The following is a 23,446-nucleotide window of genomic DNA, read 5'->3' as shown; positions in this document are numbered from 1 at the left end:
CCCTATCCCCTCTACCCTTATGCTGAAGGCAAAGTCGGTAATTCTAAAAACTTGCTGACTGTTTTCAAGTAAGTATCTGAATCTTCAAGCATGGGAAAATGAGCCGTATTAGGAATCATTACATACTCAACTTGGTCGCTCATAGCTGCTGCTTTTTTTCCCATATCGGCGGGAATAATTTTATCGTATTCCCCAGATATTATAATGGTTGATACTTTAAGCTTGGCAAATTCATGTGGCATTAATTCAGCTTGAGCTTTACTTACCGAAGTATAAATTGTATTTAAAGCCGCTTCATAATCTGCTATGAGAAAGTCTTGCAAAAAAGCCTGACGTTCGGTTGCTTTTATAGAGCGATACAGAAATCGCGCCATAAACATTCTGTCAACTAATGGAATTTTTGCTAACCATTGAGGACGGAATTTGACGACGTAGCCACCAAATTTGTGAAAAGCCTCAAAAGATTTTTTGTCATATTCAAAAATACCGCTACAAGTCAGAATTGCTTTTTCTACACGTTGTTGATACTGGTTAAGAAACAAAGTCGCAATTGATGCGCCCATCGAATGAGCATTGATGTAAACGCGCTGCAACTGCAATTCGTCAAGTAATACTGCTAAATCTTCAACGTATTCTTCTAACTCATAGGTTAATTCTTTTATTGCTTCTTCGCCTTCTCGATCTTGAAGGGACTCCGATTCAACAATAGGTTTGCCACGGGAACGTCCAAACCCGCGCATATCATAAAGCAAACAATCAAACTGTTCTGACAAAACTTCGGCGGTAGTCTGCCAATATCGAGCGCTACCAGCCCAACCGTGGATAAACACCATTACTGGTTTTTCCAAACCATTAGATTGTTTTATCCACTCGTAGTAATGTTCTACGCCACGAACCTTAATATAAGCCATGCATCAAAAGTTAAATATCAAAAACAAAAAATTAGAAGTTAAGAATTAACTCTAATTAATTCTCAACTTCTAACTTTTAACCCTTCGGGTTCGACTGTCGCTCATGGGGGAAACCCCCAAGACCGCGCAGCCTCTCTCCTAACTATATTTAAGCTGATTCAGGCTTCGGTAGGGAAGAGGGATGTACTAACAGTTCGGCTGTGGAACGCTTCTCTACCATTTCGCGAGTTACCGTACAAACATTAACGTCTTTACGGGAAGGTAACTCGTACATTACATCCAGCATCAGTTCTTCTACAATGCCTCGCAATGCTCTAGCGCCAGTCTTACGACGATAAGCTTCTTGAGCTATTGCTTTGAGAGCTTCTGCATTAAACTCTAACTGGACGCTATCCATATTCAACAGCTTTTGATACTGTTTGACTAAAGCGCTACGCGGTTCGGTTAAAATCGACATCAGCGCTTCTTCATCAAGTGGATCTACTACCGCTACCATTGGAACCCGTCCAATAAATTCGGGTATCATCCCAAACTTAACTAGATCCCCCGGTTCTAAATGACGCACGGTATCTGCTACCCGCTTTTCTTTAGTTTGCCCTTCTCCTGGCTGCAAAAATCCAATTGACTTTTTACCAGTTCTCTGCTCTACTACCTTTTCCAAACCTACGAAAGCACCACCGCAGACGAATAAAATATTGCTCGTATCAATCTGGATACAGTCCTGATAGGGGTGCTTGCGTCCTCCTTGAGGAGGTACGTTGGCAACGGTTCCTTCGAGCATTTTCAATAAGGCTTGCTGTACACCTTCACCAGAAACATCCCGCGTTATTGAGGGATTTTCGCTTTTACGAGCGATTTTATCAATTTCGTCGATGTAGATGATTCCGCGCTGTGCTTCTTCAACATCCAAATCGGCAACCTGTAAAAGTCGCAACAAAATATTTTCTACGTCTTCACCCACATAACCGGCTTCGGTGAGGGTAGTAGCGTCAGCAACAGCAAAAGGTACGTCCAGAATTTTCGCTAAAGTTTGAGCCAGCAGAGTCTTACCGCACCCTGTAGGACCAATTAACAAAATATTCGATTTTTGAAGTTCTACTGCATCTGAATCCTCGCCATCATCTTTGCCGCCCTCTTTAGAACTATTAATCAGTGACAATCTTTTGTAGTGATTGTATACCGCGACTGAAAGTACCTTTTTGGCTTCTTCTTGACCAATAACGTGTTCGTCTAGGTAATTCTTAATCTCTCGCGGTTTAGGTATTTGGTTAAACGAGAGACTGGCAGAGCGGGTACGGCGTTTCTGAGGTGGCTCCGAACGCGGTGCTGGCTGCGAAGCAGTTGCTGTACTATTAGTATCGAGCAGTTCCTCATCTAATATCTCGTTACACAAGTCAACGCATTCATCGCAGATGTAGACTCCCGGTCCGGCGATTAGTTTGCGTACCTGCTCTTGAGATTTTCCACAAAATGAACATTTTAAATGGGAGTCGTACTTACCTGTCATACCAGCCTCTTATTTCACACTAGTGACGTTTTCCCCTGCTGGGGGAAGATTTTGCCTAGAGATAACCTGGTCGATTAGCCCGTAGTTTTTAGCTTCTTCAGCCGACATGAAGAAATCTCGTTCGGTATCGGCTTCTATTTTTTCTAATGGTTGACCAGTATGAGATGCTAAAATCTCATTCAGCTTAGACTTATGATAAAGAATTTCTTTAGCTTGGATTTCTATATCCACTGCTTGTCCCTGAGCGCCGCCCAAAGGTTGATGAATCATAATCCGCGAATCCGGAAGAGACATCCGCTTACCGGCGGTTCCTGCTGTTAGTAATAAAGCACCCATGCTAGCAGCTAATCCAAAACATATCGTTACTACGTCTGGACGGATTTGTTGAATTGTATCATAAATTGCCATGCCTGCCGTGACCGATCCGCCAGGGGAATTTACGTAAATTTGAATATCTTTTTCTGAGTCGTCGGCATCCAGAAACAGTAGCTGGGCAACAAGTGAGTTAGCAACTGCATCATCGATGGGAGTTCCTAAGAAAATAATCCGCTCTCGAAGTAGGCGCGAATAGATATCAAAAGCTCTTTCCCCCATGCCTGATTGTTCTACTACCGTGGGCAGCATTGAACTAGACTGCGGGTTATCGCTTTGCGAATAAATAGATAATTGATTCAAACTACTAACTGGGTAATTTCCCGACTGCGATACAAGCATAAAAGTTATAAATGACAATTAAGACAACAGTAGCTAAAAGACAGCAATTGCTGCTTGTTTATAACAATAACCGAATTTCTATAAGACAGTATGTGTTAACCATTATGCCTTATATAAATCAAGACCGTGTGGACTTTCATCAATTTATCGTCATGTTTTAAGACATAACTGTTAGAAGTTTGAAGTTTTATTAAAATTCGTGCATCCGACGTTTTCTATTTTTATTTAATTTAGATTCGATTTCGGCAACACTCAGCGATCGCCATTAGAAATATTTTAGACCGATTGCTGAGTGCTATAAACCGCCATTACTCTTCTGTTGTAGCCGAGACGGTTTGTTGTTCTTCACCCTCAGAATCATTTTCGTTTTGTTCTTGTGAATCAAGTGAATCTACAGTTTCCTCTACTGTATCGGTTTCTGGGGGATTCAAGGAGCCTTCAGGTACAAGTTCAATCTCAGAACGTTCTAAGAGCCAGTCGATGATTTTTTCAGTTAATAATTCGTTTTCAACCGCCTCTCGTACTCTCTGTGGATCGACATCCTCCCCGGAATATTCTTCCATTACTTCTTTGAACCTGGCTTCTACTTCTTCGGGAGTTGCTTTGATAGATTCGCGTTCGCCAACTTCACGTAGAGCAAGAGTTCTTTGCAGCCTGTTTACTGCTTCCTCACGGGAACGTTCCCGTAGTTGAGGAATAGTATCTTGGTTGAACAATTTTTTAATATCTAAACCTTGCTGTGAAAGACGCATTGCAGTTTGAGTCAACATTGCATCAACTTCTTGCTGAACCATTGTTTCTGGCACGTCAAATGTTGCGTGCTTAACTAGTTCGCTCAATAAAGCTTCTTGCTTCTTAGCTTTAGCATTATCATCGCTTTCCTTCTTAAACCGCTCTTCTAAAGAATTGCGTAACTCGGCTAAATTTTCAAATTCGCTGACTTCCTGAGCAAAATCATCATTTAGTTCGGGGAGTTCCTTTTCCTTTAATTCTTTGAGCGTTACCGTGAATTTAGCAGCTTTTCCTGCCAATTCTTCATTCGCGTAAGGATCTGGAAACTGAGCGTCAACTTCTTTGGTTTCTCCAGGATTCATTCCTATGATTCCCAAAATAAAGCCGGGAATAAATTTATTTTCTTCTAAGTCAACCTGAAAATCGGTAGCTTCCGCACCGGGAATTACTTCGAGTTCAGCTTGAGGATCTGCACCTTCTTCGGGAGCCAAAAAGCCTTTAAAGTCAAGAATCGAAGTATCTCCCAATTGTGCCGCACGACCTTCGACAGGAATTAAAGTCGCCATTTGCTGACGCTCACCTTCCAAAACTTTGTCTACCTGTTCGTTGTCGTATGTAACTTCCTCGGCTTTGAACTTCAAACCCGAATATTCGCCCAAATCAATTTGGGGTGGTACATCAACCGCAGCAGAAAAAGTCAAAGGTTTTCCTGGCTCATAATTCTCGATTAATTCTTCAAAAGAAGAGCGCAATTCTGGCTGGCCGATAGCTTCAATACTTTCCTGCTTTATCGCTTCACCAATACTATCTTGAATCAGTTCTTCGATTGCGGCTGCTTTAATGCGAGTTTTTCCCAAGCGCTGTAACAATATCTGCCGAGGCACCTTACCTTTACGAAACCCTGAAACGTTGGCTTGCCGAGCGTAATTTTGAATTACCTTTTCATAGCTTTGCTGGGTTTTTTCCGGCGCAATTTCGATTTCTAATCCGATTTGACTGGCTGGCAGTTTTTCCTGGGTGACTTTCATAGACTTGTTTCTATATTTCTGCTACTTTTTTTACTTAAAGGGGGGGCGAACGTCTTATCCGTCGCCTTTGTCGAAGGAAATTGAAATTAATATAGCTGACAATTCCAACAAGACAAAAAATCTCGGAGCCTAATTTCGGCGCTTGTTTGATGCCTGCTTTGTGGGGAAACATCCTTTAAACGCAGTTCAATTGCTGAGCTTTGACCGTGATATCCTCATGGTGGGATTATTTCAATAAAACTCTTCTACTTTTAAAACTGTCTTGCCGTCGGAGTCCTCTCTTTTATGCGCTTAGTAGAGTTTGATTGCACTATATATTGCACAATCCGGTGAATTATATCATTATTATTGAGGTTCGCCTGCTCTATTAAAACGCCAGACCATTTGAATCATAGTACATCAACCCTTCTAGTCAATGCCGTTTTAATAATTTCCGCGCGTCCTAAGCGTTGCCATACAAGAATCATAAATAATTTGCGCTATACGTTGACTGACAATAACCATAATGGTGTATAATATATACTTTATATAATTTATTATTTATTTATAAAATATAAGTAAGTAATTTAATTAATAATTGTTGTAAAGTAGTTCGTCCGGAGGGAAGTTTTAAGTAAGAAAATATTAAAGAATAAATTAATTAGAGAACAAATATAGTTATTTCTGATATTAAAAATCATTTACAAATCCGCTGAAATTCGTTTAAATACTATTAAGGTTTTGCGGAATAATATATTTATTAATTTTATTATGAAAATTTGATGAATCATTGTAAATAGTACTTTTGACAGGAGGTTTAGGATTTGGAGAGAGCCTATCGTGTAGCTATTTTGGGAGCGACTGGTGCTGTAGGCACAGAATTGCTAGAATTACTTGAAGAAAGAGATTTTCCTTTGACTGAGCTAAAATTATTAGCTTCAGAACGTAGTGCGGGGAAAAAACTACCTTTTAAAGGAGAAAATTTATTAGTAGAAGCGGTAAGCGAAGCCGCTCTAGAAAACGTAGATTTGGTTTTGGCTTCTGCTGGCGGTTCTATTTCTAAAATTTGGGCACCCAAAGCAGTAGAGAAAGGTGCGGTGGTAGTTGATAATTCCAGCGCTTTCCGGATGAATCCTGAAGTTCCTTTAGTAGTACCTGAAGTAAATCCCGAAGCTGTAGTCAACCACAAAGGTATTATTGCTAATCCTAATTGCACAACTATTTTGATGTCGGTGGGCATATTTCCGCTGCATAAAGTAAAGCCCATAAAACGTATTGTTGTGGCTACTTACCAGTCTGCTAGTGGCGCTGGTGCTAAAGCTATGGAAGAAGTAAAAAACCAAACTATAGATATTTTAGAAGGAAAAGAACCAGTAGCAAAGGTATTTCCTTATCCGTTGGCGTTTAACTTATTTCCACATAATTCTCCATTAAATTCGGATGGTTATTGCGAGGAAGAAATGAAAATGGTCAACGAAACTCGCAAAATTTTTAATAATCAAGATATCCGGATTACTGCAACTTGCGTTAGAGTGCCTGTATTACGCGCTCATTCCGAAGCAATTAATTTAGAATTTGAAACACCTTTTAATATAGAGGAAGCTAGAGAAATTTTAAGTAAGTCTAAAGGTGTAAAATTAATAGAAGATTGGGAAGCTAATTATTTTCCCATGCCTTTAGAAGCAACAGGAAAAGATGATGTTTTAGTGGGAAGAATTCGTCAAGATATTTCTCATCAATGCGGGTTGGAGCTATGGTTGTGTGGAGATCAAATTCGTAAAGGTGCGGCTTTGAATGCAGTTCAAATTGCCGAATTATTGGTAGAAAAGAATATGTTAGCATCCTGAAACAAGATTATTTTCTATGTAATATATTAAAATAATTATTAAAAGAATAATGGTTCTTAAATACCTAGTATGTTAACAAAATATTACAAAGAGGCAATAGGCAATAGGGAGCAACTTTTCAAGAGAGGCAACAGGGTAAAAAGGCGAAAAATGGTCAATAATGTTAGTAAATAACTGTATTAATACTGTATAAAAAGGCAATTGACAGTTTTTTCTGAAGCTGTATTCTTAGCAATTACTCAAGAAACAAAACTTAAAGCAACAATTGTTATTAATTAATCAAGATTAATTTAAGGATAAAAAAGTAATGAATCAGGTATCATTTGCCCTTGAAGAAGAAATGGCTTTCAGTTATCAAACAGGTAGACAGCCACTAATGAATGTATTAACTGCCTTTATGTAATTAGGAGTAAATTTAGTGGTGGTAGATTTTGGGAAGGTTATAACCGCAATGGTTACGCCGTTTAAGGAAGACGGCAGCGTTAATTACGATGTAGCGGAAAAATTAGCCGCACATCTGGCACAAAACGGTACGGATACATTTATAATCTGCGGAACAACAGGTGAATCTCCCAGCATGACTTGGGATGAAGAATATCAATTGTTTAAATGTGTATTGCAAGCCGTATCGGGTAAAGCAAAGGTAATTGCAGGTTGTGGTTCTAATTCTACAAAAGAAGCAATTGCAGCTACACAAGAAGCAGCTAAAATGGGAGTACATGGTTCATTGCAAGTTGTACCTTATTACAACAAACCCCCGCAAGCTGGACTTTATCGTCATTTTCAGGCAATAGCTGAAGCCGTACCTGAGTTACCATTGTTGTTATACAATGTTCCGGGTCGTACTGGTCAAAACCTACAGCCCCAAACAGTAGCCCGCTTAGCCGAAATAGAAAATATTTTCGGTATAAAAGAATCAACTGGGAATATAGACCAAGCAAGTCAAATGCGACGCTTGACACCACCAGAATTTCAGATTTATTCTGGTGATGATTACATGACTTTGCCTTTGTTATCTGTTGGGGCAAAGGGTATAGTAAGTGTAGCTTCTCATCTAGTTGGTTTGCAATTACAGCAGATGATTCAAGCATTTGAAGTTGGCAAAGTACAAGCTGCCAGAGAAATTCATTTGAAACTTTTTCCACTGTTCAAAGTTTTATTTGCGACTGCAAATCCTATTCCGGTTAAAGCAGCTTTAAATCTTCAAGGATGGGATGTTGGTTCAACTCGTCTACCTTTATATGAAGCTGAATCTGAATTAACTCAACAATTAGAAACAGTATTAGAAGAACTGGATTTGAATAAAGTTAGATGATGTATTCGCAAATATAGTGTAAAATATAATACATATAATAGTCGTTAACAAGCTTGTTTTAAAGATAATTGTTTTGCAATTGAATAGCAGAAATGTTTTTGCCAGCGGTATTTATAATCCGTGATGAATGACAATTAGACATTAATAAAATCTTGCAAAATAAGACTATGCAGTTAAAAAAAACCATTAAAGGTTGTCTTATAAAACACTCCAATCAAGTTTTTAACTGAAAAGAAAAATCCAACTAATTTATTAACTAAGGAAAAACATGGCTAAGAAAGAAGTAACTTCTGCCCTTAAAATTATTCCATTGGGCGGACTGCATGAAATTGGAAAAAATACCTGTATTTTTGAGTATGAAGACGAAATTATTCTTCTAGATGCTGGTTTAGCTTTTCCTACCGATCAAATGCATGGAGTCAATATTGTCTTACCAGACATGACTTATGTGAGAGAAAATCGTCATAAAATCAAGGGTATGGTTGTTACCCACGGGCACGAAGACCATATTGGCGGTATTGCTTTTCACCTCAAACAGTTTGATATTCCTGTAATTCACGGCCCTAGATTGGCAATGGCAATGCTAGAGCGCAAACTAGAAGAAGCCGGAGTTCGCGATCGCACCGAATTAAAATCTGTTAAACCTCGCGATATGGTGCGGATAGGTAAAAACTTCTTGGTAGAGTATATCCGCAATACCCATAGTATTTGCGATAGTTTTACAGTTGCAATACATACACCGTTAGGGGTTGTAATTCATTCAGGAGATTTCAAAGTGGACCATACTCCAGTAGATGGCGAACACTTTGACTTGCAACGGTTAGCCGAACACGGTGAAAAAGGCGTACTTTGCTTGATGAGCGATTCTACTAACGCAGAAGTACCTGGATTTACTCCTTCAGAGCGTTCGGTTTATCCCAATTTAGAAAAAATTGTGATGCTAGCCGAAGGCAGACTTTTCATTACTACCTTTTCTTCTTCGGTACATCGTATCAACATGATTTTGCAGTTAGCGCAAAAACATGGTCGATCGGTATCTGTAGTTGGACGCTCGATGTTGAACTTGATTGCTCACGCTCGCAATCTTGGCTACATCAAATGTGAAGATAAGCTATTTCAACCTTTGCACGTCGCTCGTAGTTTGCCAGATGACAAAGTATTGATTTTAACTACTGGTTCTCAAGGCGAAACAATGGCAGCGATGACTCGTATTGCTAGGGGAGAACATCCTCACATTAAGATTCGGGAAGGAGATACAGTTGCATTCTCCGCTAATCCGATTCCTGGAAATACCATTGCGGTGGTAGGAGTAATTGACAAATTAATGCAGCAAGGTGCAAAAGTTATTTACGGTCGCTCTCATGGAATTCACGTTTCCGGGCACGGCTGTCAGGAAGATCAAAAATTGATGCTTGCCTTGACAAAGCCCAAATTCTTCTTACCCGTTCACGGCGAACATAGAATGTTAGTCAAACATTCTCAGACAGCGCAAAGCATGGGTATTCCTGCCGAAAATATGGTGATTATTGAGAATGGCAATATTGTTGAATTGACTGAAAATTCTATTAGTGTTGCAGGTAAAGTACCATCCGGTTTGGAATTGGTAGATACTTCTGGTTCTGGCATGGTTAGTGATAAAGTCTTGCTAGAACGTCAGCGCATGGCAGAAGAAGGTATCGTTACCGTTGCAGCAGCAGTTGATTGGAACGGTAAAATGTTGGCTAAACCAGAGATTCACTTGCGGGGTGTAGTTACCAGCATGGAAAAATCTATGGTACACAAATGGGTACAGCAGCGATTTGAAGAAATACTGGCGTTGCGTTGGGAAGAATTTGCTCAACCTATGAACGGTAAAAAGCCAGATATCGATTGGGGTGGTTTGCAAGAAGTAATAGAGCAAGATTTGGCGCGTAATTTACGACGAGAGTTACGATCTCAGCCTACAGTTACTTTATTGATGCAGATTCCAGATTCCCCTCCAGTAGTTTCGGATGGTAGAAGAAGACGTACTCGTACTGCTGCTCAACAAGTTGCGTCGTAAGTTTTGAAAAATATTGAGGTAAGGAAATTATAGATTTGATTATAAAGTCTTGAAATCCTATCTTTAAATTAAAATCCTCCTTTTCTTCAAGAGAAGGGGGATTTTCTGCATGGATGCTTAAAAATAGCTATTTTAATAAAATTTCAAAATATGGCGTTAATTTTGAAGGATAATCATGGTTCGTAGTAGCGCTACTACGAACAATTTTTTTTTAATTAATCAGTTGGGATGCAAGGGCAAGATGTCCATACCATGATAAATATATTTTATCGGAGTAAAAATTGCGATAATTTTCAAAAATTTTTACCTGCTTTATATAGCTGTCAATATCAAGCAATAAAAGTCATCAGAGAAAAACTTTGAAAAATATAACTTGTGCTTGAGTAGGTAAAAGTAAACCGATTTGTAAAAATTATATCTAAACAAAATAATCCAGGATCAATAGCTAATTGGGTTTGAATGTCCCCTAATCGGTATATTCAAGAACTAATAAAAATATTTAGATTGCCAATGTAAGGTTTTAAGCACTCCAATGATACGGTTGAGATGCTTCGCAATAGGTATTTCAACGCTACTGAAATAACAACTATTTTCTTATTCTTTAAATAATTAACAGTGTAATATTCCGTTCTATTTGGCCAAAAAAGACGAAAATTAACCTTTATCAGCCATAAATACTTCTTAACACCACAAACCTTCTTAGAATTGGCTCTTTGATGTGATGTAAACACTAGCCACTTCTAAGCAGTCTGCGCTAACCTTGTATAGCCTTTGGCACAAAGCATATTATCAATTTCACCGATCAAAGTGTTTTCTGTTAATTTTTGTAAATGTTACACTACAATATAACCATAGGTAGATGACTTTACTATAATTTCAAGTGTGTCAAGTTATAAACAAGATAGAAGTATCACACTTCCGATTTAAGCAAAATTGCGCTTAACTTGACGTAGCAAAGGACAGCTTTCTATTAAGGAAGCTACCGAACAAAATAGACGAAATCTTCGTCAGGATAAAAGGCTTCTCGCAAAAGTTGATTTACCCCTCCGTAGATGTTCGTTGAATTGACCAAAACAACCTCCAAGAATTAGAGGAAAAAAAAATGAAGGTATTCAATAATACCACAAAAAAAATATTTCTGGCAAGCTGGGTATCAATAAATCAAGAACAAGAAAGTGAAGCTAATGTAGCCCAGCAGCAGAATCCGAGTATTAAACAACCTCGGTTCGATATTTTAAAACCCCTGCGGATTTGGGTAGATAATATCCAAGTGCGCGATCGCCAATTTGCTCATCGTGTTTGTAGTTTAATTCCGGCTCAATGTCCGTTTGAGCGAGATGTGAAGTTCAAAGGTAGAACTTTGTTCCACATTCCTCCAATGTGCAAACTCAACCCATTATATGAAGAAGTGGTTGGATTGCGTTTTAGAGGATTGTGCTATTTAGCTGATGAATGTGGCGAGGATATTTCGCAATATTGTTAAATCGTAAAGTGAGGTATGGAGTTAAGAATTATTCGCTTTGTACTTGTTGCCACTGTTTGATCAGTTTTTGAGCTTCGGCATAAGCAGCTGTACCTTCTGGAGCCAAAGTAGCGGTTGCAATTGCCGAAGAATATTGCTTGTTATTGGCACGATTTTTAGCAAGCTGTAAGATTTCTAGACTCCATTTATCTATAGATTCTTGAGCCAGATCGTAACCGGCTTCAGAAGATGGTACTCTTTTAGCAACTTCGATAGCACGATTGTAAGAAGATGCTTGTGAAGGTTTAATTAAAGCTTGGGCTGCTTCTAAAAGAGTTTTATTACTTAAATATTGTTTGGATTCAGTTTGCCACTGTTTAATAGCTGTTTGGGCTTCTCGGAAATTTGACTCTTCATTACCGATTAATCCAGCTGTGGTTATTGCATTGGAATATTCCCTGTTTTCAGCACGATTTCTAGCTAAATCCAAAATCATACCGCTCCACACCTTAATATTTTGTCTAGCTTGTTTGTAACCCGCTTCACCGAGTTGAATATTTTTAGCATTGGCGATCGCTTTACTCAAATCGCTAGCTTGATTGGCATTTAGAGACATTTTTTCCAATTCCACCATTGCTTGAATAGTTTCTTGCGAATTGGAATTATTAACTCTCTGTTTTGTTGGCTGTTGTGTTTCTACCCTTTCATAATTACTGGGTAAAGGTTTAACAACCGTTAATTTGGTTTGAGAGCGAGATTGCTGGTAAACGAAAGCAACTAAAAATAATCCACCAAAGATTAAAGTTCCCACACATCCAAGCAACAGCAATTTACTAGATGTATTTTCTGTCTTTTTATTTTCGGTTTTCTCTTTGGTATTTTCATCGGCTGTAGGAGTCGGGGAATTTTTAGAAACAGAAGAAGTTTTTTCTGGTTTCTCTGCAACTTCGGGGGAAGCGACGGAAACAGGAAAACTTTTTGTGACTACTTGTGCAACTTGTGAAGAATTATCTACTGGTTTCTCTTCTAACTTTGGTGCCTCTCGTGCTGTAAAAGTTTCTCTAGAATCTAGAACACTCAGTGGTTCTTCTGTATTGCTTTTGACTTGATCTTGTTCAAATTGTTCAAACAAGCTTTGTTGCGGCGATGCAATAAAAGCAACAGGATTTTGAGTTGGCCGCCAATGATGCTGACAGAGTTCGGGAGTACGAACGCTTAAATAACTTTCCAAACCAGCCAAATTATTGGTGTTGCCGTAACGTAAAGCTTCCAGTAGTGTGGCTGTAAAAAAACCGTGCCCTAACTCGCTACTTTCATGAGAAAACTGTTCTGGTTGACACGAAAGTATGGTAGAGATTTGTAATTCTTGAGCTAATTCAATAGTTTCTTGCCCGATAGAAGAATCTGCCTTGGTACCAAAAGCCCGGTTGAAATCCAGTAATAGCAAAGTTTCCAGTTCAGCCACCTGTAGAGTTTGCATCAACTGGCGCATTTCTATCGCAGTTTCTTTAACCCGTTTGGAATCTCCTTCAATAGGCATCAAGTAATCTTGTTCCTCATAGGTGATGCCATAACCGCTAAAGAACAACCATAATTTATCTTGTGGTTGCCAGGAATTAGCAGCTAAATCTTCGAGTAACTCAAGAATATTATTCTTTGTAGGTAAAGTCGATTTATCTCCCATAGGTACGGAAGAATCGGTCATCAGCAGACACTGTTCCTCTGGAAAACCTGCTTGCTTAACTAAAAAATCTTTTAAAGCCTCAGCATCAGCGCTCCCATAACCTAAAGGTTGAAAATATTGATACTGATTGATGCCAATAGCGATCGCCCATAGTTTTGCCATGCGCCCTTTTAATTATTAGAAACTAAATATATATACTTACGGTAATCGTAGATTGTCAATTCTTCACATCTAAGTACCGCAAGCGTATTTAATGTAATTTGCTTTGCCTAAAAAACAAAGTTAACCTATGTGAATAAGTCTAAATGATTATCATCAGACTTTAAGATGGTAAGTCAGAATTATTACTTTAAAAGACAATTGCACTTTTACTTTTATTAATAGTGCATTTATTTATCGCGCTTGGGAGGAGTTTATAAATAATGGTCGGCAATAACTTGTCAAAAAGAAAAACATTGATTACATTCATTCCACTTATGCTATCAATCACAAAGAAAATCCGGATAAAGACAGCCGTACTTTTGCTGAGTATGGCAGCACCAATGTGGTTAGTATCGGAAACAATTGCTCCTCAAATCGTGCGAGCTTATACTTCGAGAGTTGACTTAGAAATTACTCGTTTACCGGGAGACAACTACCAAAGCTTGCTACGGAGAGCAGAAGCAGTAGCAAGAGCCGCCGCTCAACGTAGTTTCGATAAAGATATTTTAGTTACAGACGTATCGGTAGTTATTTCCGCACAAAATTATGGTGCGATCGCGCCTGTTTTGGAATTAAATGTCAGTCGTACTCAATGGCGCAATCGTCCAGATACGCAACGTTGGGCAAAGTATTTCAGAATGGCTCGAACACTGCTATTTTTTGAACCAAGTGCGACAAATTCCGCATCGAGTGGAGAAAGCAATGATCTTGAAGAAACTTCTCCCCCACCATCGTTATCAGATCCAATTCCGACACCAGAAGTTGAAGTTTCTCCCCCACCATCGTTATCAGATCCAATTCCGACACCAGAAGTTGAAGTTTCTCCCCCACCATCTGAGGCAGTTCCAATTCCGATACCAGAAGTTGAAGAAGTTGAAATTGAAGTGGAGTAGTTAAAGGGAATAATTCGTCTCTTATTTCAAACTTTGAGATCCCCCCAACCCCCCTTGTTTTAAGGGGGGCTATTCTTTGGTGGTTTAAATGCTTCCAATCATAGGCTATTAAGCAATTCATGCCTTAGAATAAAAAGGTTGTCAAAAAACGGTATCTGATTTTATGGCTGTTCCAAAGAAGAAAACATCGAAATCCAGGCGTGATAAGCGTCGAGCAACTTGGAGACACAAAGCGAGTGTTGAAGCCCAAAAAGCTCTTTCGCTTGGTAAATCAATTTTGACCGGACGCTCTACATTTGTTTATCCATCTGGAGAAGAGGAAGAAGAAGACGAAGAGTAATTTACTCTCAGTTGATAAATTTAGCTATTTGTCCAGTTCCAACAGGATTTTAGGTCAAGAATTATTGAAAAGTTACATAAGACAGAACCGTCTTGCTTGAAACCATCATCTAAAATCCTGTTGGGTAAAAAAATAGTTGGCGAGAGGGAACTCTTAATGGAAAACGGGGAACAGAAGCTTAGCTGGTTAATGGTTTTTAAAGTTTTGAGATGGAGTAGGGAGTAGGAGCAGAAGAAATTACATATTGCTAATGATGCAATAATTTCCTGAGAAATATATTATTATCTATTAAAAAATTATTTTACCAAGCCATGCTGGGAAAGTTTTTTCAAAAACCGACTTCTGAAGATAGCGATCGCGTTCCTCCTGGGCAGCATTTAGCTAAGGGGTTTCCGGTGCTTACTTATGGTGCGACTCCGCAAGTTAGTACGGAAGAATGGGAATTTAGCGTATGGGGTTTGGTAAAGCCGAAAAAATGGAACTGGTCGGATTTTATGGAATTACCCCATAACCAGTTTACAGCCGACTTCCATTGCGTAACCCGGTGGTCTAAACTCGATGTCAAATGGACTGGAATTAAAGTTACTGACTTTATGAAAGTTATTGAAGTAGACCCCAAAGCAACTCATATCATGGAACATTGCTACGGCGGTTACACTACCAATATTGCAATAGAAGACTTTGTAAGAGAAGAAAATTTTTTTGCTTTTAAGCTATTTGACGAACCTTTAAGCGCCGAACATGGTGGTCCCATGCGCTCGGTGGTACCTCACCTTTACGCTTGGAAAAGTGCTAAATGGATAAATGGCTTAGAATTTTTAGACCATGAAGAATTAGGTTTTTGGGAACGTAACGGTTATCACCGTCGCGGCGAACCTTTTAAAGAAGAACGGTATAGTGGATTTTGAGACAGTGAGCAGTGAGCAGTTAACAGTTACCAGTTAGGAGTTAGGAGTAACTTAGGTTAAAGGTTAAAGGTTAAAATTCTCCCCATCTCCCATGCCCAATGCCCTATGCCCAATGCCCAATACTTATCCAAAAATTCGTCGAAGCAACGACAATTTACCCTCATAAGGTGGATACAGTAATTTTACGTCTAGAAGAAAAGGTTTTTTGAGTACGCTTTTGTAGTGAGAAAAGGTGTCAAAACCGGCTTTCCCATGATAGCTGCCGATTCCGCTATTTCCTGTACCGCCAAATGGTAAAGAGGGAACAGTGTAATGAATTAATATGTGGTTTATACAACCTCCACCGAAGACAGTTTCCCTTATTATTTGTTTTTGCAGGGTTTTATTTTGAGAAAATAAATATAAGGCTAAGGGTTTTGGTTGAGAGTTAACTATATTGACGGCTTCTTTAATATCGGTAAATTCTATTATTGGTAAAATAGGACCGAAAATTTCTTCTTGCATTACTGCATCTTCCCAAGAAACGCTATCGATGACAGTAGGAGCAATATAACGTTCTTCGGAAGTTGTTTCGCCACCAATAATTATTTTTGCATCTTTTAAATCTTTTAAATAATTTACTAATCTATCAAATTGCTTTTGATTGATGATTCTGGCATAATCGGGACTTTTCGCAGGGTTTTCACCGTAAAATTCTTGAAGACACTGTTTTATTTCATCTAATAAATTATTTTTAATTTTTCTATCAACTAAAAGATAGTCTGGTGCAAGACAACTTTGTCCGGCATTAAAAAATTTTCCCCAAGTTATGCGTCTAGCAGCGATTTTAATGTCAATATCGGTATCTACAATGCAAGGAGATTTTCCACCCAGTTCTAATGTAACGGGTGTGAGTTGTTTTGCTGCGGCTTCCATAACAATTTTCCCGACAGCATTACCGCCAGTAAAAAAGATATGGTCAAACTTTTCTGCTAATAAATGTTGAGAAGTTTCTACTCCTCCTTCTATCGCAGCTAAATATGATTTATCAAAATACTTCTCAAAAATTTCAAAGATAAGATTAGAAGTCTGAGAAGCAATTTCAGAAGGTTTGATAATTGCACAATTTCCGGCAGCGATAGCACCTATTAAAGGAGCAATCACTAATTGAAATGGATAATTCCAAGCACCAATAATTAAAACCACACCTAAAGGTTCTGGGTAAATTTTTGCTGAAGCTGGAATGAATTGCCAGGGAATTTGCGCTTTTTTAGGCTTATTCCAATTTTTTATATTTTTGATAGCATATTGAATTTCTTTCACAACCAGTACGATTTCTGCTGTAAAACTTTCTTCTAACGGCTTGTTTAAATCGGCTTTTAGTGCATTAAAAATTGCTGCTTCGTGATCAATTATTGCGTGTTTGAGAGTTTTTAACTGCTGAATGCGAAAAGGAATATCTTTAGTTTTACCTGTTTGAAAAAAATCGCGTTGATTGTGGATTGTTTCGGCGAACATATTACATAGGGAATAGGGAGTGGGGAACAGGGAATAGGGAATAGGGAATAGGGAGAGATTCTTAAAGTAACGAGTAACGAGTAAGTCATAGACGTTTGAGTAGCCCTGTAAGAATAAAAATTACTCGCTACTTTCTACTTGCTACTTGTTAAAAACTCCTAACTCCCAATAACTAATAACTAACAACTAACAATTAACTCTTATCTTCTAATCCAAAATCTAAAATCTAAAATTGATTTATTGTTTCATTGGCAGGGTAACGGTAAAAACACTACCTTTACCAAGTTCGGAATTAACTTCAATAGTACCTTGATGAGCTTCCACAATACGCCGAGAAAGGTATAATCCTAAACCGCTACCAGAACGTTTATGGCTTCCGGGACGAAATCTTTCAAATAAATTGGCTTGTTGTTCGGGGGAAATACCTTGTCCGGTATCTACAATTTTGATCGTTATAGCGCCGCAATCGCTCGAATCGGGTTGTAAACACATCGTAACCGAGCCATTATCGGTAAATTTGATGGCATTTCCCACTAAATTGGTAAATAGCCGATGCAACTCAAGGCGATCGCCAATTACTTTAGTTGCGTTTTGTGCTTGTTGTACATCGGCTTTAATTAACAAATTTTTTTGTTCGGCTAAGGGAGTCAATTCACTCGCAACTTCCTCAATCAATTGACGAATATCCACTGGTAAAAATGCTAAAGTTTTACGTCCGGCTTCAAAACGGTAAACTTCTAATAGAGTATTTACCATCGCTAACAAATTGCTGTTAGAGCGAGCCATGATGGTTAGTGCTTCATTCATTGATGGGGATAGTTCCCCCAAAGCACCTTCGAGAAACAGTATCATCATGCGCTCCTCTGCTACCAAAGGAGTGCGTAAATCGTGGGTTAAACGAGAAACAAAATCCTCCCGCTGACGAGCAATTTCATCTCGTTCGTCAATACTGTGTTTGAGCCTTAAAAGCGATCGCACTCTTGCCAGCAATTCATCTACCGTTACAGGTTTACGGATGAAATCATCAGCACCCAAATCTAATCCGTGAGCAACATTAGGTGAATCGTGAGCGGTTATCAACAAAATGGGAATAAAAGATAGTTCAGCATTTCCTCGGATATGCTTAGTTACCTGATAACCATCCATTCCCGGCATCATTAAATCTAACAATATTAAATCAAACGTTGATTCTGCAATTCTTTTTAATGCAGTAGAACCATTTTCTGCCGTACTAACTTCATAACCTTCTTCCTCCAAAATGGTTTTGATTAAAAAGACATTATCGGGAGAATCATCAACAACTAAGATTTTGTCAGATATCGAATTGTCAGAATTCATAGTTTAGTACAAAGGTTAATATAAGATTTTATTTGGATTAAAACAGTTAAATTGAGGTTAATCGGAAGTTTGCTATTTTCAATAACTGCTTGCGAAAGCTTGAAGCAAAATTATTTTTTTGTGATTTTTATGACTATAAAATACTCCTGCCGATGAAAAACAATTAACTTGATTTAATTGAAATTAGTATAAGTAATCTAAAAAATATTGCAGTGATAAAAATCACCGTTAAATTGATTTATCTATCAAAATAAGTCTAAGAAATAGTAGCATAATTAACAAAATTTGATTTCTATCAGGTTTGCTATTAAATCATAGAAGCTTGTACTATCAAGCAAAAAGTTATTATTTTAAAGAGATAATAGCAAGTATTAATTACCCCATCATCTTTAGGTTACGTTGGTATCGCCTCAGAGGGCGACATTACCCACAAATCTTTTAATTATTGACTAAATCTTGCTTCGGTGAAGATTTTACAGATGTTTTGAGCAAAAATATGTCTTTTGATATATTGATTGCTGCATTTGATATATGTGTAGTTTAATATCGAATGCAGCAAGACTTTTTTAACAGGTTATAAAAATTGAATAGCGCTTTAAATTACTTTCTAGATACAACACCTTTAACAACTTTTTGAAAATCTTCCAAATCCGCAACAATAATCGAATTTGTAAACAGTTTTTCTAATAATGATTCGTCATCTATTGCTTTAATTGCCTGTATGACTTCATCTGGGACTTTTTTAAACCTTGTTTGGACAATTTTAATTACATTTGCTCGTGCTTTTTCCAGCTTTTCTTCTTGTTTCGATAATCCTTCAACGTTTGTTGGGTTATTCATTTTAATTACCTGCTAATGATTTCTGAGTTCAATTTTGATAGTTATTCTTCGGGTTCAATTCCCGCAGCCCTTAACTGTTGTGCTAATCTTTCTGCTCGTTGGCTTTGGGCTTCTGCACGCTGACTTTCGGCTTCGGCACGTTGGCTTTGGGCTTCAGCTCGCTGACGCTCTCTAGCTGCTAACTCCGAACCCCACAGCAATAATTCGCCATTTTCATCCCACCAGCGCAACCAATAACCCGTGCGGTTTTCTCGCATACCTTCCCATATACCCAGAGAAAGCTGCATTTGAGCTATCCAATAACGATTATTTGCATCCGCTGTTTGCAGTTTATATCGTCCGGAATCGTCTAATTTATAGACTTCCAAAACTCCGGTATCTGGCTCAAAAATTGTGTAGTTGGGAACTTGTAAAATTTGTTCGTAAAAGAACCATTTACCTGGAGGATAAGTTGGTTTGCTCGAATACTCATTACCTTCGGTATCCGATATAAATTCCATCACAATTACTGGAATATCCCCTTCAAGTCGTGGGGTATAACTGCGCTTTACCTCCTCACGGGAAACTTTAATTGATGGTATATAACTCCAATCTGGTGCTTTGACAACTAACCGATTATTCAACGTCGCACAAATACCGTAATTAGTTGTAGTTAAAGCATTCGTTGGTAATTTTCCATTTTGTTCCAAGCTTTCTGTTAAAGCCGCAGCAAGCAAGGGTTGATTAATATTGTCCACTGGTTCATCATCTAAGACAAAATCATCTGGTAATTTTTCCCAGGTAATTTTATGAGTGGTTGAAGTTGTTAGCATAATATCCTACCTCATCAATAGTCTCGTTTAGTTAATATTTTAGTATTTGTATTTTAATAAAATTGGAAAAAATCAAAATGTTTTATTGATTAACAGATAAATGCGGTACCGTACTTTTCTGTGGAACCGCAGCCTATAATTGATATTATTTTTTACGTTCCGAAACGGCGATCGCCTTGGTTCCCGGACTGATAATAAGGATTTTTTGTATAAGTTTATATTTTTGGGTTGGAAGGAAAATCTAAGGAAATAATTTAAACGTTAAGAGTAAAAAAATACTTTCATTTTTGGAATAAAGTATTATTACTGAGAACATTTTTGCTTGAATGGGCATCTTAAGAGTATAGCCATAACTCATAAGATTTGTTGCAATGATTCCAAGCCAAAATCAAGCGCAGACAAGGTTTTTCAATGATATTTATATACCTAGAACGGGAAAAATTCAAATTCCCTTTGATAATCTCGATGGTGGTACAAGAGTGCTGAGTGATGAAACGGAATGTGATAGATATATTGCACTGTACGGAGGGCATCATTTTCATAAACTTTATGCAGCATTCTCCTCAACTAACTTTAAGTACACGGACGGTAAGAGCGTAGAAATTATTGATTGGGGATGTGGTCAAGCAACTGCAACCTGTGTTTTAATAGACTATCTTATTGAACGAGGTATTAAACCTGAAATAAAATCGATTACACTTATAGAGCCATCTTCTATTGCACTGTGCCGAGGTTATAACTTTGTCTGTCAAATGTTACAGCCTAATCTCTTAAATCACTCCATCATCAAAACAGTTAATAAGAATATAGATTATTTAGAATTTAGTGATTTTATTACAAGTGATAGCAATATCAAGATTCATCTTTTTTCAAACATTATAGATGTGGAAGCATTTGACTTAAGCAAACTGTATAATTTAATCATAAATTGCTTTCAAGGAATTAACCGTATTATTTGCACAAGTCCATATCAAACTGCAAGAAATTATAGAATAGATAATTTCTATAGTATGTTTGGCGAATATCCTGGAACTAAAAATCCATTTCATTCAGATGAAGAAATATTTCAAGAAATATTCAAAGTAGCAACTAGAAAGTTTGAAAAATCAAGAATAGCAAGGTATGAAAGACAATTCAGTGTAAAACTTTAATAAAAGTAATTATAAATAAGATAAAACTATGGATGCCATTCAAGGTAACTTATTTTCAGGATTCGTCTCTAGTGTAGATAAAGAAACTCTATCTATGCCAGATGCAGAAGTCTTTTTCTATCGCAACTTTTTTAATAATCATGAAAGTGATGAACTTTTTAAAAATTTGTTTAACGGAATCAAGTGGCGACAAGATAAGATGAAAATATATGGGAAAGAAGTCAACTTACCAAGACAAACTGCTTGGTATGGAGATAAAGATAAGTCATATACATTTTCAGGAATTAATTTAGAGCCTGAATCTTGGACACCTACACTCTTGCAAATAAAAGAAAAAGTTGAGAAAATTGCAAAGGTTGAATTTAACAGCGTTTTATTAAATCTTTATCGAGATGGAAAGGATGGTATATCTTGGCATACTGATGCGGAACCAGAGTTAGGTCAAAATCCTGTAATTGGTTCTGTTAGCTTTGGTGGGACAAGAAGATTTGTATTTAGGCATAAGCAAGATAAAAATTTAAAATCAGAAGTTGAGTTAACACATGGAAGCTTTCTTTTAATGGCAGGAACAACGCAGCATTTTTGGCAGCATCAGATTCCAAAAACATCGAAGAAAGTCCAACCAAGAATAAATTTAACTTTTAGAGTAATTAATCATTGCAGCTGATTACGTGATTAATTTGATTGAAATAACGAAACTCAACCGGAATGCTGGGTTTCGTTCCTCAACCCAGCCTACGATTATCGTTAGTATGTGGATGTATCCTATGACAACCAAATTTAATTTACTCGATGTCGTAGCGTTGACAGTGGATCTTCAGGAATATAATCTGTTACGCGGTCAAGTTGGTACAATAGTTGAAATACTTGGTGATGGTGCTGCGTTTGAAGTTGAGTTTAGCGATCGCAATGGACGTACTTATGAATCGGTTGGGTTACGTGCAGAAAAAATTATGCTTTTACATTTTGAGCCATTATCTTCATCAGAATCTGAGATGGCTACTGCGTAAGTGTTTGGATTAATCTATATATTAGTTCAACAATCTTCGAGGCAACCTCAAAATGGTACAATTAGCGTCGAAAAACATAACATTGCAAGAGTTTCTCCAACTACCAGAAACTAAACCAGCCAATGAATATATTGATGGAAAAATTATTGTCAAACCTATGCCTCAAGGGAAACACAGCACGATTCAAGGCGAACTAGTTCCTAGCATCAATACTGTAGTAAAGCTAAAACGTATTGCTCGTGCTTTTCCTGAATTGCGTTGCACTTTTGGCGATCGCTCAACTGTACCCGATATTGCCGTTTTTGTTTGGAATCGCATTCCCCGCGATGAAAATGGGGAAGTTGCAAATGCATTCCTAATTGCACCAGATTGGACTATTGAAATTTTATCACCAGACCAAAGCCAGACAAAAGTAACAAAAAATATTCTTCATTGTCTCAAGCATGGAACTCAAATGGGTTGGTTGATAGATCCACTTGAGCAAACCGTATTTGTTTTTCGTCCCAAGCAAGAAACTGAGGTGTTTGACGAACCAGATGCGCTACTTCCCGTACCAGATTTTGCAAGTGAATTAAAGCTTACAGTGAGAGATTTGTTTGCTTGGTTGTTGGAGTGAAAAGTAATAGTATAATTTAGCAATTAATTATTAATAGTAGTTTAAAAGATGAGAAAGTGAAAACACAGACAATAGAAACGTAAACTAAATTAATGCCCAGAAAAATTCGAGAGTTGAAAGCTCAGATTGCGCGTGAAGGATTTGTTTATTTGCCCAAACGTGGTAAGGGTAGCCATGAGCGTTGGAGACATCCTTTGCTACAAAAAACAATGACAATTCCAGGTAAGGATGGAGATGATGTGCCACCATATTTAGAAAAGCAGTTAACGCAGCTATTAGCTCAACTCGAAGATTTACAAGAGGATGAAGATTGATGAATCGATACAGTATGATTATTCAATGGTCAGATGAAGACCAGCTTTTTTTAGTCACCATCCCAGAATTTAGCGATCGCGTTATCATGCCTTGTACTCATGGTAAAACTCGTGAAGATGCGATTCGTAGCGGTGAGGAAATAATTGAAATGTATTTGGAAGCTTGGCAAGCTGAAGGTGAATCTATCCCGGAACCTAGCACGCTGCAAATTGCTTGATAAAAACATGGTTTCGCTATATATCTGAACTTTAAAACAAGCTTTATAACTCTTGCAAAAAATAAGGTAGGTTTACTTAATATAAGTG

Annotated in this window: 21 protein-coding genes and 1 pseudogene; 13 read left to right on the top strand and 9 right to left on the bottom strand. The window is 37.8% G+C overall.

Annotated features, from left to right (window positions below; translation table 11 throughout):
- Nucleotides 1–17: 17 nt before the first annotated feature.
- From ACM03V_RS24265 to tig, 4 genes are all read right to left on the bottom strand, one after another.
- Nucleotides 18–911, bottom strand: coding sequence for an alpha/beta fold hydrolase (locus tag ACM03V_RS24265; RefSeq protein ID WP_414623364.1), 894 nt, complete (start codon nucleotides 909–911; stop codon nucleotides 18–20).
- Between the two features lie 148 nt (nucleotides 912–1,059).
- Nucleotides 1,060–2,418: an ATP-dependent protease ATP-binding subunit ClpX gene (clpX, locus tag ACM03V_RS24260; protein WP_414623363.1), complete on the bottom strand. Its 1,359-nt coding sequence runs from the start codon at nucleotides 2,416–2,418 to the stop codon at nucleotides 1,060–1,062.
- 9 nt (nucleotides 2,419–2,427) lie between these two features.
- Nucleotides 2,428–3,132, bottom strand: coding sequence for an ATP-dependent Clp endopeptidase proteolytic subunit ClpP (gene clpP / locus ACM03V_RS24255; RefSeq protein ID WP_414623362.1), 705 nt, complete (start codon nucleotides 3,130–3,132; stop codon nucleotides 2,428–2,430).
- A gap of 308 nt (nucleotides 3,133–3,440) precedes the next feature.
- Nucleotides 3,441–4,892: a trigger factor gene (gene tig, locus ACM03V_RS24250; protein ID WP_414623361.1), complete on the bottom strand. Its 1,452-nt coding sequence runs from the start codon at nucleotides 4,890–4,892 to the stop codon at nucleotides 3,441–3,443.
- Between the two features lie 803 nt (nucleotides 4,893–5,695).
- On the opposite strand from tig, the gene ACM03V_RS24245 reads away from it, so the two are divergent.
- The 4 genes from ACM03V_RS24245 (at nucleotide 5,696) to ACM03V_RS24230 (ending at nucleotide 11,557) form a co-directional block, all read left to right on the top strand.
- Nucleotides 5,696–6,718 (top strand): aspartate-semialdehyde dehydrogenase, encoded by a 1,023-nt coding sequence (locus tag ACM03V_RS24245; protein WP_414623360.1) that lies wholly within the window; start codon nucleotides 5,696–5,698, stop codon nucleotides 6,716–6,718.
- 421 nt (nucleotides 6,719–7,139) lie between these two features.
- The gene (dapA, locus tag ACM03V_RS24240) at nucleotides 7,140–8,033 is read left to right on the top strand and encodes a 4-hydroxy-tetrahydrodipicolinate synthase (protein WP_414623387.1); all 894 of its coding nucleotides are present in this window, start codon (nucleotides 7,140–7,142) and stop codon (nucleotides 8,031–8,033) included.
- Nucleotides 8,034–8,301: 268 nt separating this feature from the next.
- Nucleotides 8,302–10,074 carry a ribonuclease J gene (locus ACM03V_RS24235; RefSeq protein WP_414623359.1) on the top strand — a complete coding sequence of 591 codons (1,773 nt, stop codon included), beginning with the start codon at nucleotides 8,302–8,304 and terminating at the stop codon, nucleotides 10,072–10,074.
- Between the two features lie 1,102 nt (nucleotides 10,075–11,176).
- Nucleotides 11,177–11,557, top strand: coding sequence for a Mo-dependent nitrogenase C-terminal domain-containing protein (locus ACM03V_RS24230; protein ID WP_414623358.1), 381 nt, complete (start codon nucleotides 11,177–11,179; stop codon nucleotides 11,555–11,557).
- 28 nt (nucleotides 11,558–11,585) lie between these two features.
- Here the strand turns inward: ACM03V_RS24230 and ACM03V_RS24225 are convergent, their stop codons facing one another.
- Nucleotides 11,586–13,382 (bottom strand): caspase family protein, encoded by a 1,797-nt coding sequence (locus ACM03V_RS24225; RefSeq protein ID WP_414623357.1) that lies wholly within the window; start codon nucleotides 13,380–13,382, stop codon nucleotides 11,586–11,588.
- Nucleotides 13,383–13,696: 314 nt separating this feature from the next.
- On the opposite strand from ACM03V_RS24225, the pseudogene ACM03V_RS24220 reads away from it, so the two are divergent.
- The 3 genes and pseudogenes from ACM03V_RS24220 to ACM03V_RS24210 all read left to right on the top strand — a co-directional run.
- Nucleotides 13,697–14,090 (top strand): annotated as a pseudogene (locus ACM03V_RS24220) (hypothetical protein); the annotation flags it as partial.
- Nucleotides 14,091–14,477: 387 nt separating this feature from the next.
- Nucleotides 14,478–14,654 (top strand): 50S ribosomal protein L32, encoded by a 177-nt coding sequence (rpmF, locus tag ACM03V_RS24215; RefSeq protein WP_414623356.1) that lies wholly within the window; start codon nucleotides 14,478–14,480, stop codon nucleotides 14,652–14,654.
- Between the two features lie 311 nt (nucleotides 14,655–14,965).
- Complete coding sequence (locus ACM03V_RS24210) at nucleotides 14,966–15,562, top strand: sulfite oxidase-like oxidoreductase (RefSeq protein WP_414623355.1); 597 nt, start codon at nucleotides 14,966–14,968, stop codon at nucleotides 15,560–15,562.
- A gap of 123 nt (nucleotides 15,563–15,685) precedes the next feature.
- On the opposite strand, the gene ACM03V_RS24205 is transcribed toward ACM03V_RS24210, so the two are convergent.
- The 4 genes from ACM03V_RS24205 to ACM03V_RS24190 all read right to left on the bottom strand — a co-directional run bounded on the left by ACM03V_RS24205 (nucleotide 15,686) and on the right by ACM03V_RS24190 (nucleotide 20,049).
- Complete coding sequence (locus ACM03V_RS24205) at nucleotides 15,686–17,059, bottom strand: aldehyde dehydrogenase (RefSeq protein WP_414623354.1); 1,374 nt, start codon at nucleotides 17,057–17,059, stop codon at nucleotides 15,686–15,688.
- 237 nt (nucleotides 17,060–17,296) lie between these two features.
- Nucleotides 17,297–18,397, bottom strand: coding sequence for a response regulator (locus ACM03V_RS24200; RefSeq protein WP_414623353.1), 1,101 nt, complete (start codon nucleotides 18,395–18,397; stop codon nucleotides 17,297–17,299).
- Nucleotides 18,398–18,997: 600 nt separating this feature from the next.
- A complete protein-coding gene (locus ACM03V_RS24195) occupies nucleotides 18,998–19,237 on the bottom strand; it encodes a hypothetical protein (protein ID WP_414623352.1) in 240 nt (79 codons plus the stop codon).
- Between the two features lie 41 nt (nucleotides 19,238–19,278).
- Entirely contained in the window at nucleotides 19,279–20,049 is a 771-nt protein-coding gene (locus tag ACM03V_RS24190; RefSeq protein WP_414623351.1) for a Uma2 family endonuclease, read from the bottom strand.
- A 371-nt stretch (nucleotides 20,050–20,420) separates the two neighbouring features.
- Between ACM03V_RS24190 and ACM03V_RS24185 the strand changes: the two genes are divergently transcribed.
- The 6 genes from ACM03V_RS24185 to ACM03V_RS24160 all read left to right on the top strand — a co-directional run bounded on the left by ACM03V_RS24185 (nucleotide 20,421) and on the right by ACM03V_RS24160 (nucleotide 23,358).
- On the top strand, nucleotides 20,421–21,200 hold the full coding sequence (locus ACM03V_RS24185) for a hypothetical protein (protein WP_414623350.1): 780 nt from the start codon (nucleotides 20,421–20,423) through the stop codon (nucleotides 21,198–21,200).
- A 28-nt stretch (nucleotides 21,201–21,228) separates the two neighbouring features.
- A complete protein-coding gene (locus ACM03V_RS24180) occupies nucleotides 21,229–21,867 on the top strand; it encodes an alpha-ketoglutarate-dependent dioxygenase AlkB family protein (protein ID WP_414623349.1) in 639 nt (212 codons plus the stop codon).
- 100 nt (nucleotides 21,868–21,967) lie between these two features.
- Nucleotides 21,968–22,210, top strand: coding sequence for a DUF4926 domain-containing protein (locus ACM03V_RS24175; protein WP_414623348.1), 243 nt, complete (start codon nucleotides 21,968–21,970; stop codon nucleotides 22,208–22,210).
- A 52-nt stretch (nucleotides 22,211–22,262) separates the two neighbouring features.
- Nucleotides 22,263–22,826 (top strand): Uma2 family endonuclease, encoded by a 564-nt coding sequence (locus tag ACM03V_RS24170; protein ID WP_414623347.1) that lies wholly within the window; start codon nucleotides 22,263–22,265, stop codon nucleotides 22,824–22,826.
- A 92-nt stretch (nucleotides 22,827–22,918) separates the two neighbouring features.
- Nucleotides 22,919–23,140, top strand: a complete 222-nt coding sequence (locus tag ACM03V_RS24165; protein ID WP_414623346.1) for a type II toxin-antitoxin system HicA family toxin — start codon at nucleotides 22,919–22,921, stop codon at nucleotides 23,138–23,140.
- Nucleotides 23,140–23,358, top strand: a complete 219-nt coding sequence (locus ACM03V_RS24160; RefSeq protein WP_414623345.1) for a type II toxin-antitoxin system HicB family antitoxin — start codon at nucleotides 23,140–23,142, stop codon at nucleotides 23,356–23,358. Before ACM03V_RS24165 ends, ACM03V_RS24160 begins: the two co-directional genes overlap by 1 nt.
- Nucleotides 23,359–23,446: the final 88 nt, after the last annotated feature.

Origin of the sequence: Calothrix sp. CCY 0018 (assembly GCF_963920925.1) — a bacterium.
Classification (GTDB): domain Bacteria; phylum Cyanobacteriota; class Cyanobacteriia; order Cyanobacteriales; family Nostocaceae; genus Rivularia.
Note: the sequence above shows the minus strand (reverse complement) of the source record. Positions and strands in the feature narration are given on the sequence as shown.

Bases quoted from the DNA above. Each gene is read 5' to 3' on its own strand.
- ACM03V_RS24265 (WP_414623364.1), bottom strand. From the start codon at position 911: ATGGCTTATATTAAGGTTCGTGGCGTAGAACATTACTACGAGTGGATA.
- clpX (WP_414623363.1), bottom strand. From the start codon at position 2,418: ATGACAGGTAAGTACGACTCCCATTTAAAATGTTCATTTTGTGGAAAA.
- clpP (WP_414623362.1), bottom strand. From the start codon at position 3,132: ATGCTTGTATCGCAGTCGGGAAATTACCCAGTTAGTAGTTTGAATCAA.
- tig (WP_414623361.1), bottom strand. From the start codon at position 4,892: ATGAAAGTCACCCAGGAAAAACTGCCAGCCAGTCAAATCGGATTAGAA.
- ACM03V_RS24235 (WP_414623359.1), top strand. From the start codon at position 8,302: ATGGCTAAGAAAGAAGTAACTTCTGCCCTTAAAATTATTCCATTGGGC.
- ACM03V_RS24230 (WP_414623358.1), top strand. From the start codon at position 11,177: ATGAAGGTATTCAATAATACCACAAAAAAAATATTTCTGGCAAGCTGG.
- ACM03V_RS24225 (WP_414623357.1), bottom strand. From the start codon at position 13,382: ATGGCAAAACTATGGGCGATCGCTATTGGCATCAATCAGTATCAATAT.
- rpmF (WP_414623356.1), top strand. From the start codon at position 14,478: ATGGCTGTTCCAAAGAAGAAAACATCGAAATCCAGGCGTGATAAGCGT.
- ACM03V_RS24210 (WP_414623355.1), top strand. From the start codon at position 14,966: ATGCTGGGAAAGTTTTTTCAAAAACCGACTTCTGAAGATAGCGATCGC.
- ACM03V_RS24205 (WP_414623354.1), bottom strand. From the start codon at position 17,059: ATGTTCGCCGAAACAATCCACAATCAACGCGATTTTTTTCAAACAGGT.
- ACM03V_RS24200 (WP_414623353.1), bottom strand. From the start codon at position 18,397: ATGAATTCTGACAATTCGATATCTGACAAAATCTTAGTTGTTGATGAT.
- ACM03V_RS24195 (WP_414623352.1), bottom strand. From the start codon at position 19,237: ATGAATAACCCAACAAACGTTGAAGGATTATCGAAACAAGAAGAAAAG.
- ACM03V_RS24190 (WP_414623351.1), bottom strand. From the start codon at position 20,049: ATGCTAACAACTTCAACCACTCATAAAATTACCTGGGAAAAATTACCA.
- ACM03V_RS24185 (WP_414623350.1), top strand. From the start codon at position 20,421: ATGATTCCAAGCCAAAATCAAGCGCAGACAAGGTTTTTCAATGATATT.
- ACM03V_RS24180 (WP_414623349.1), top strand. From the start codon at position 21,229: ATGGATGCCATTCAAGGTAACTTATTTTCAGGATTCGTCTCTAGTGTA.
- ACM03V_RS24175 (WP_414623348.1), top strand. From the start codon at position 21,968: ATGACAACCAAATTTAATTTACTCGATGTCGTAGCGTTGACAGTGGAT.
- ACM03V_RS24170 (WP_414623347.1), top strand. From the start codon at position 22,263: ATGGTACAATTAGCGTCGAAAAACATAACATTGCAAGAGTTTCTCCAA.
- ACM03V_RS24165 (WP_414623346.1), top strand. From the start codon at position 22,919: ATGCCCAGAAAAATTCGAGAGTTGAAAGCTCAGATTGCGCGTGAAGGA.
- ACM03V_RS24160 (WP_414623345.1), top strand. From the start codon at position 23,140: ATGAATCGATACAGTATGATTATTCAATGGTCAGATGAAGACCAGCTT.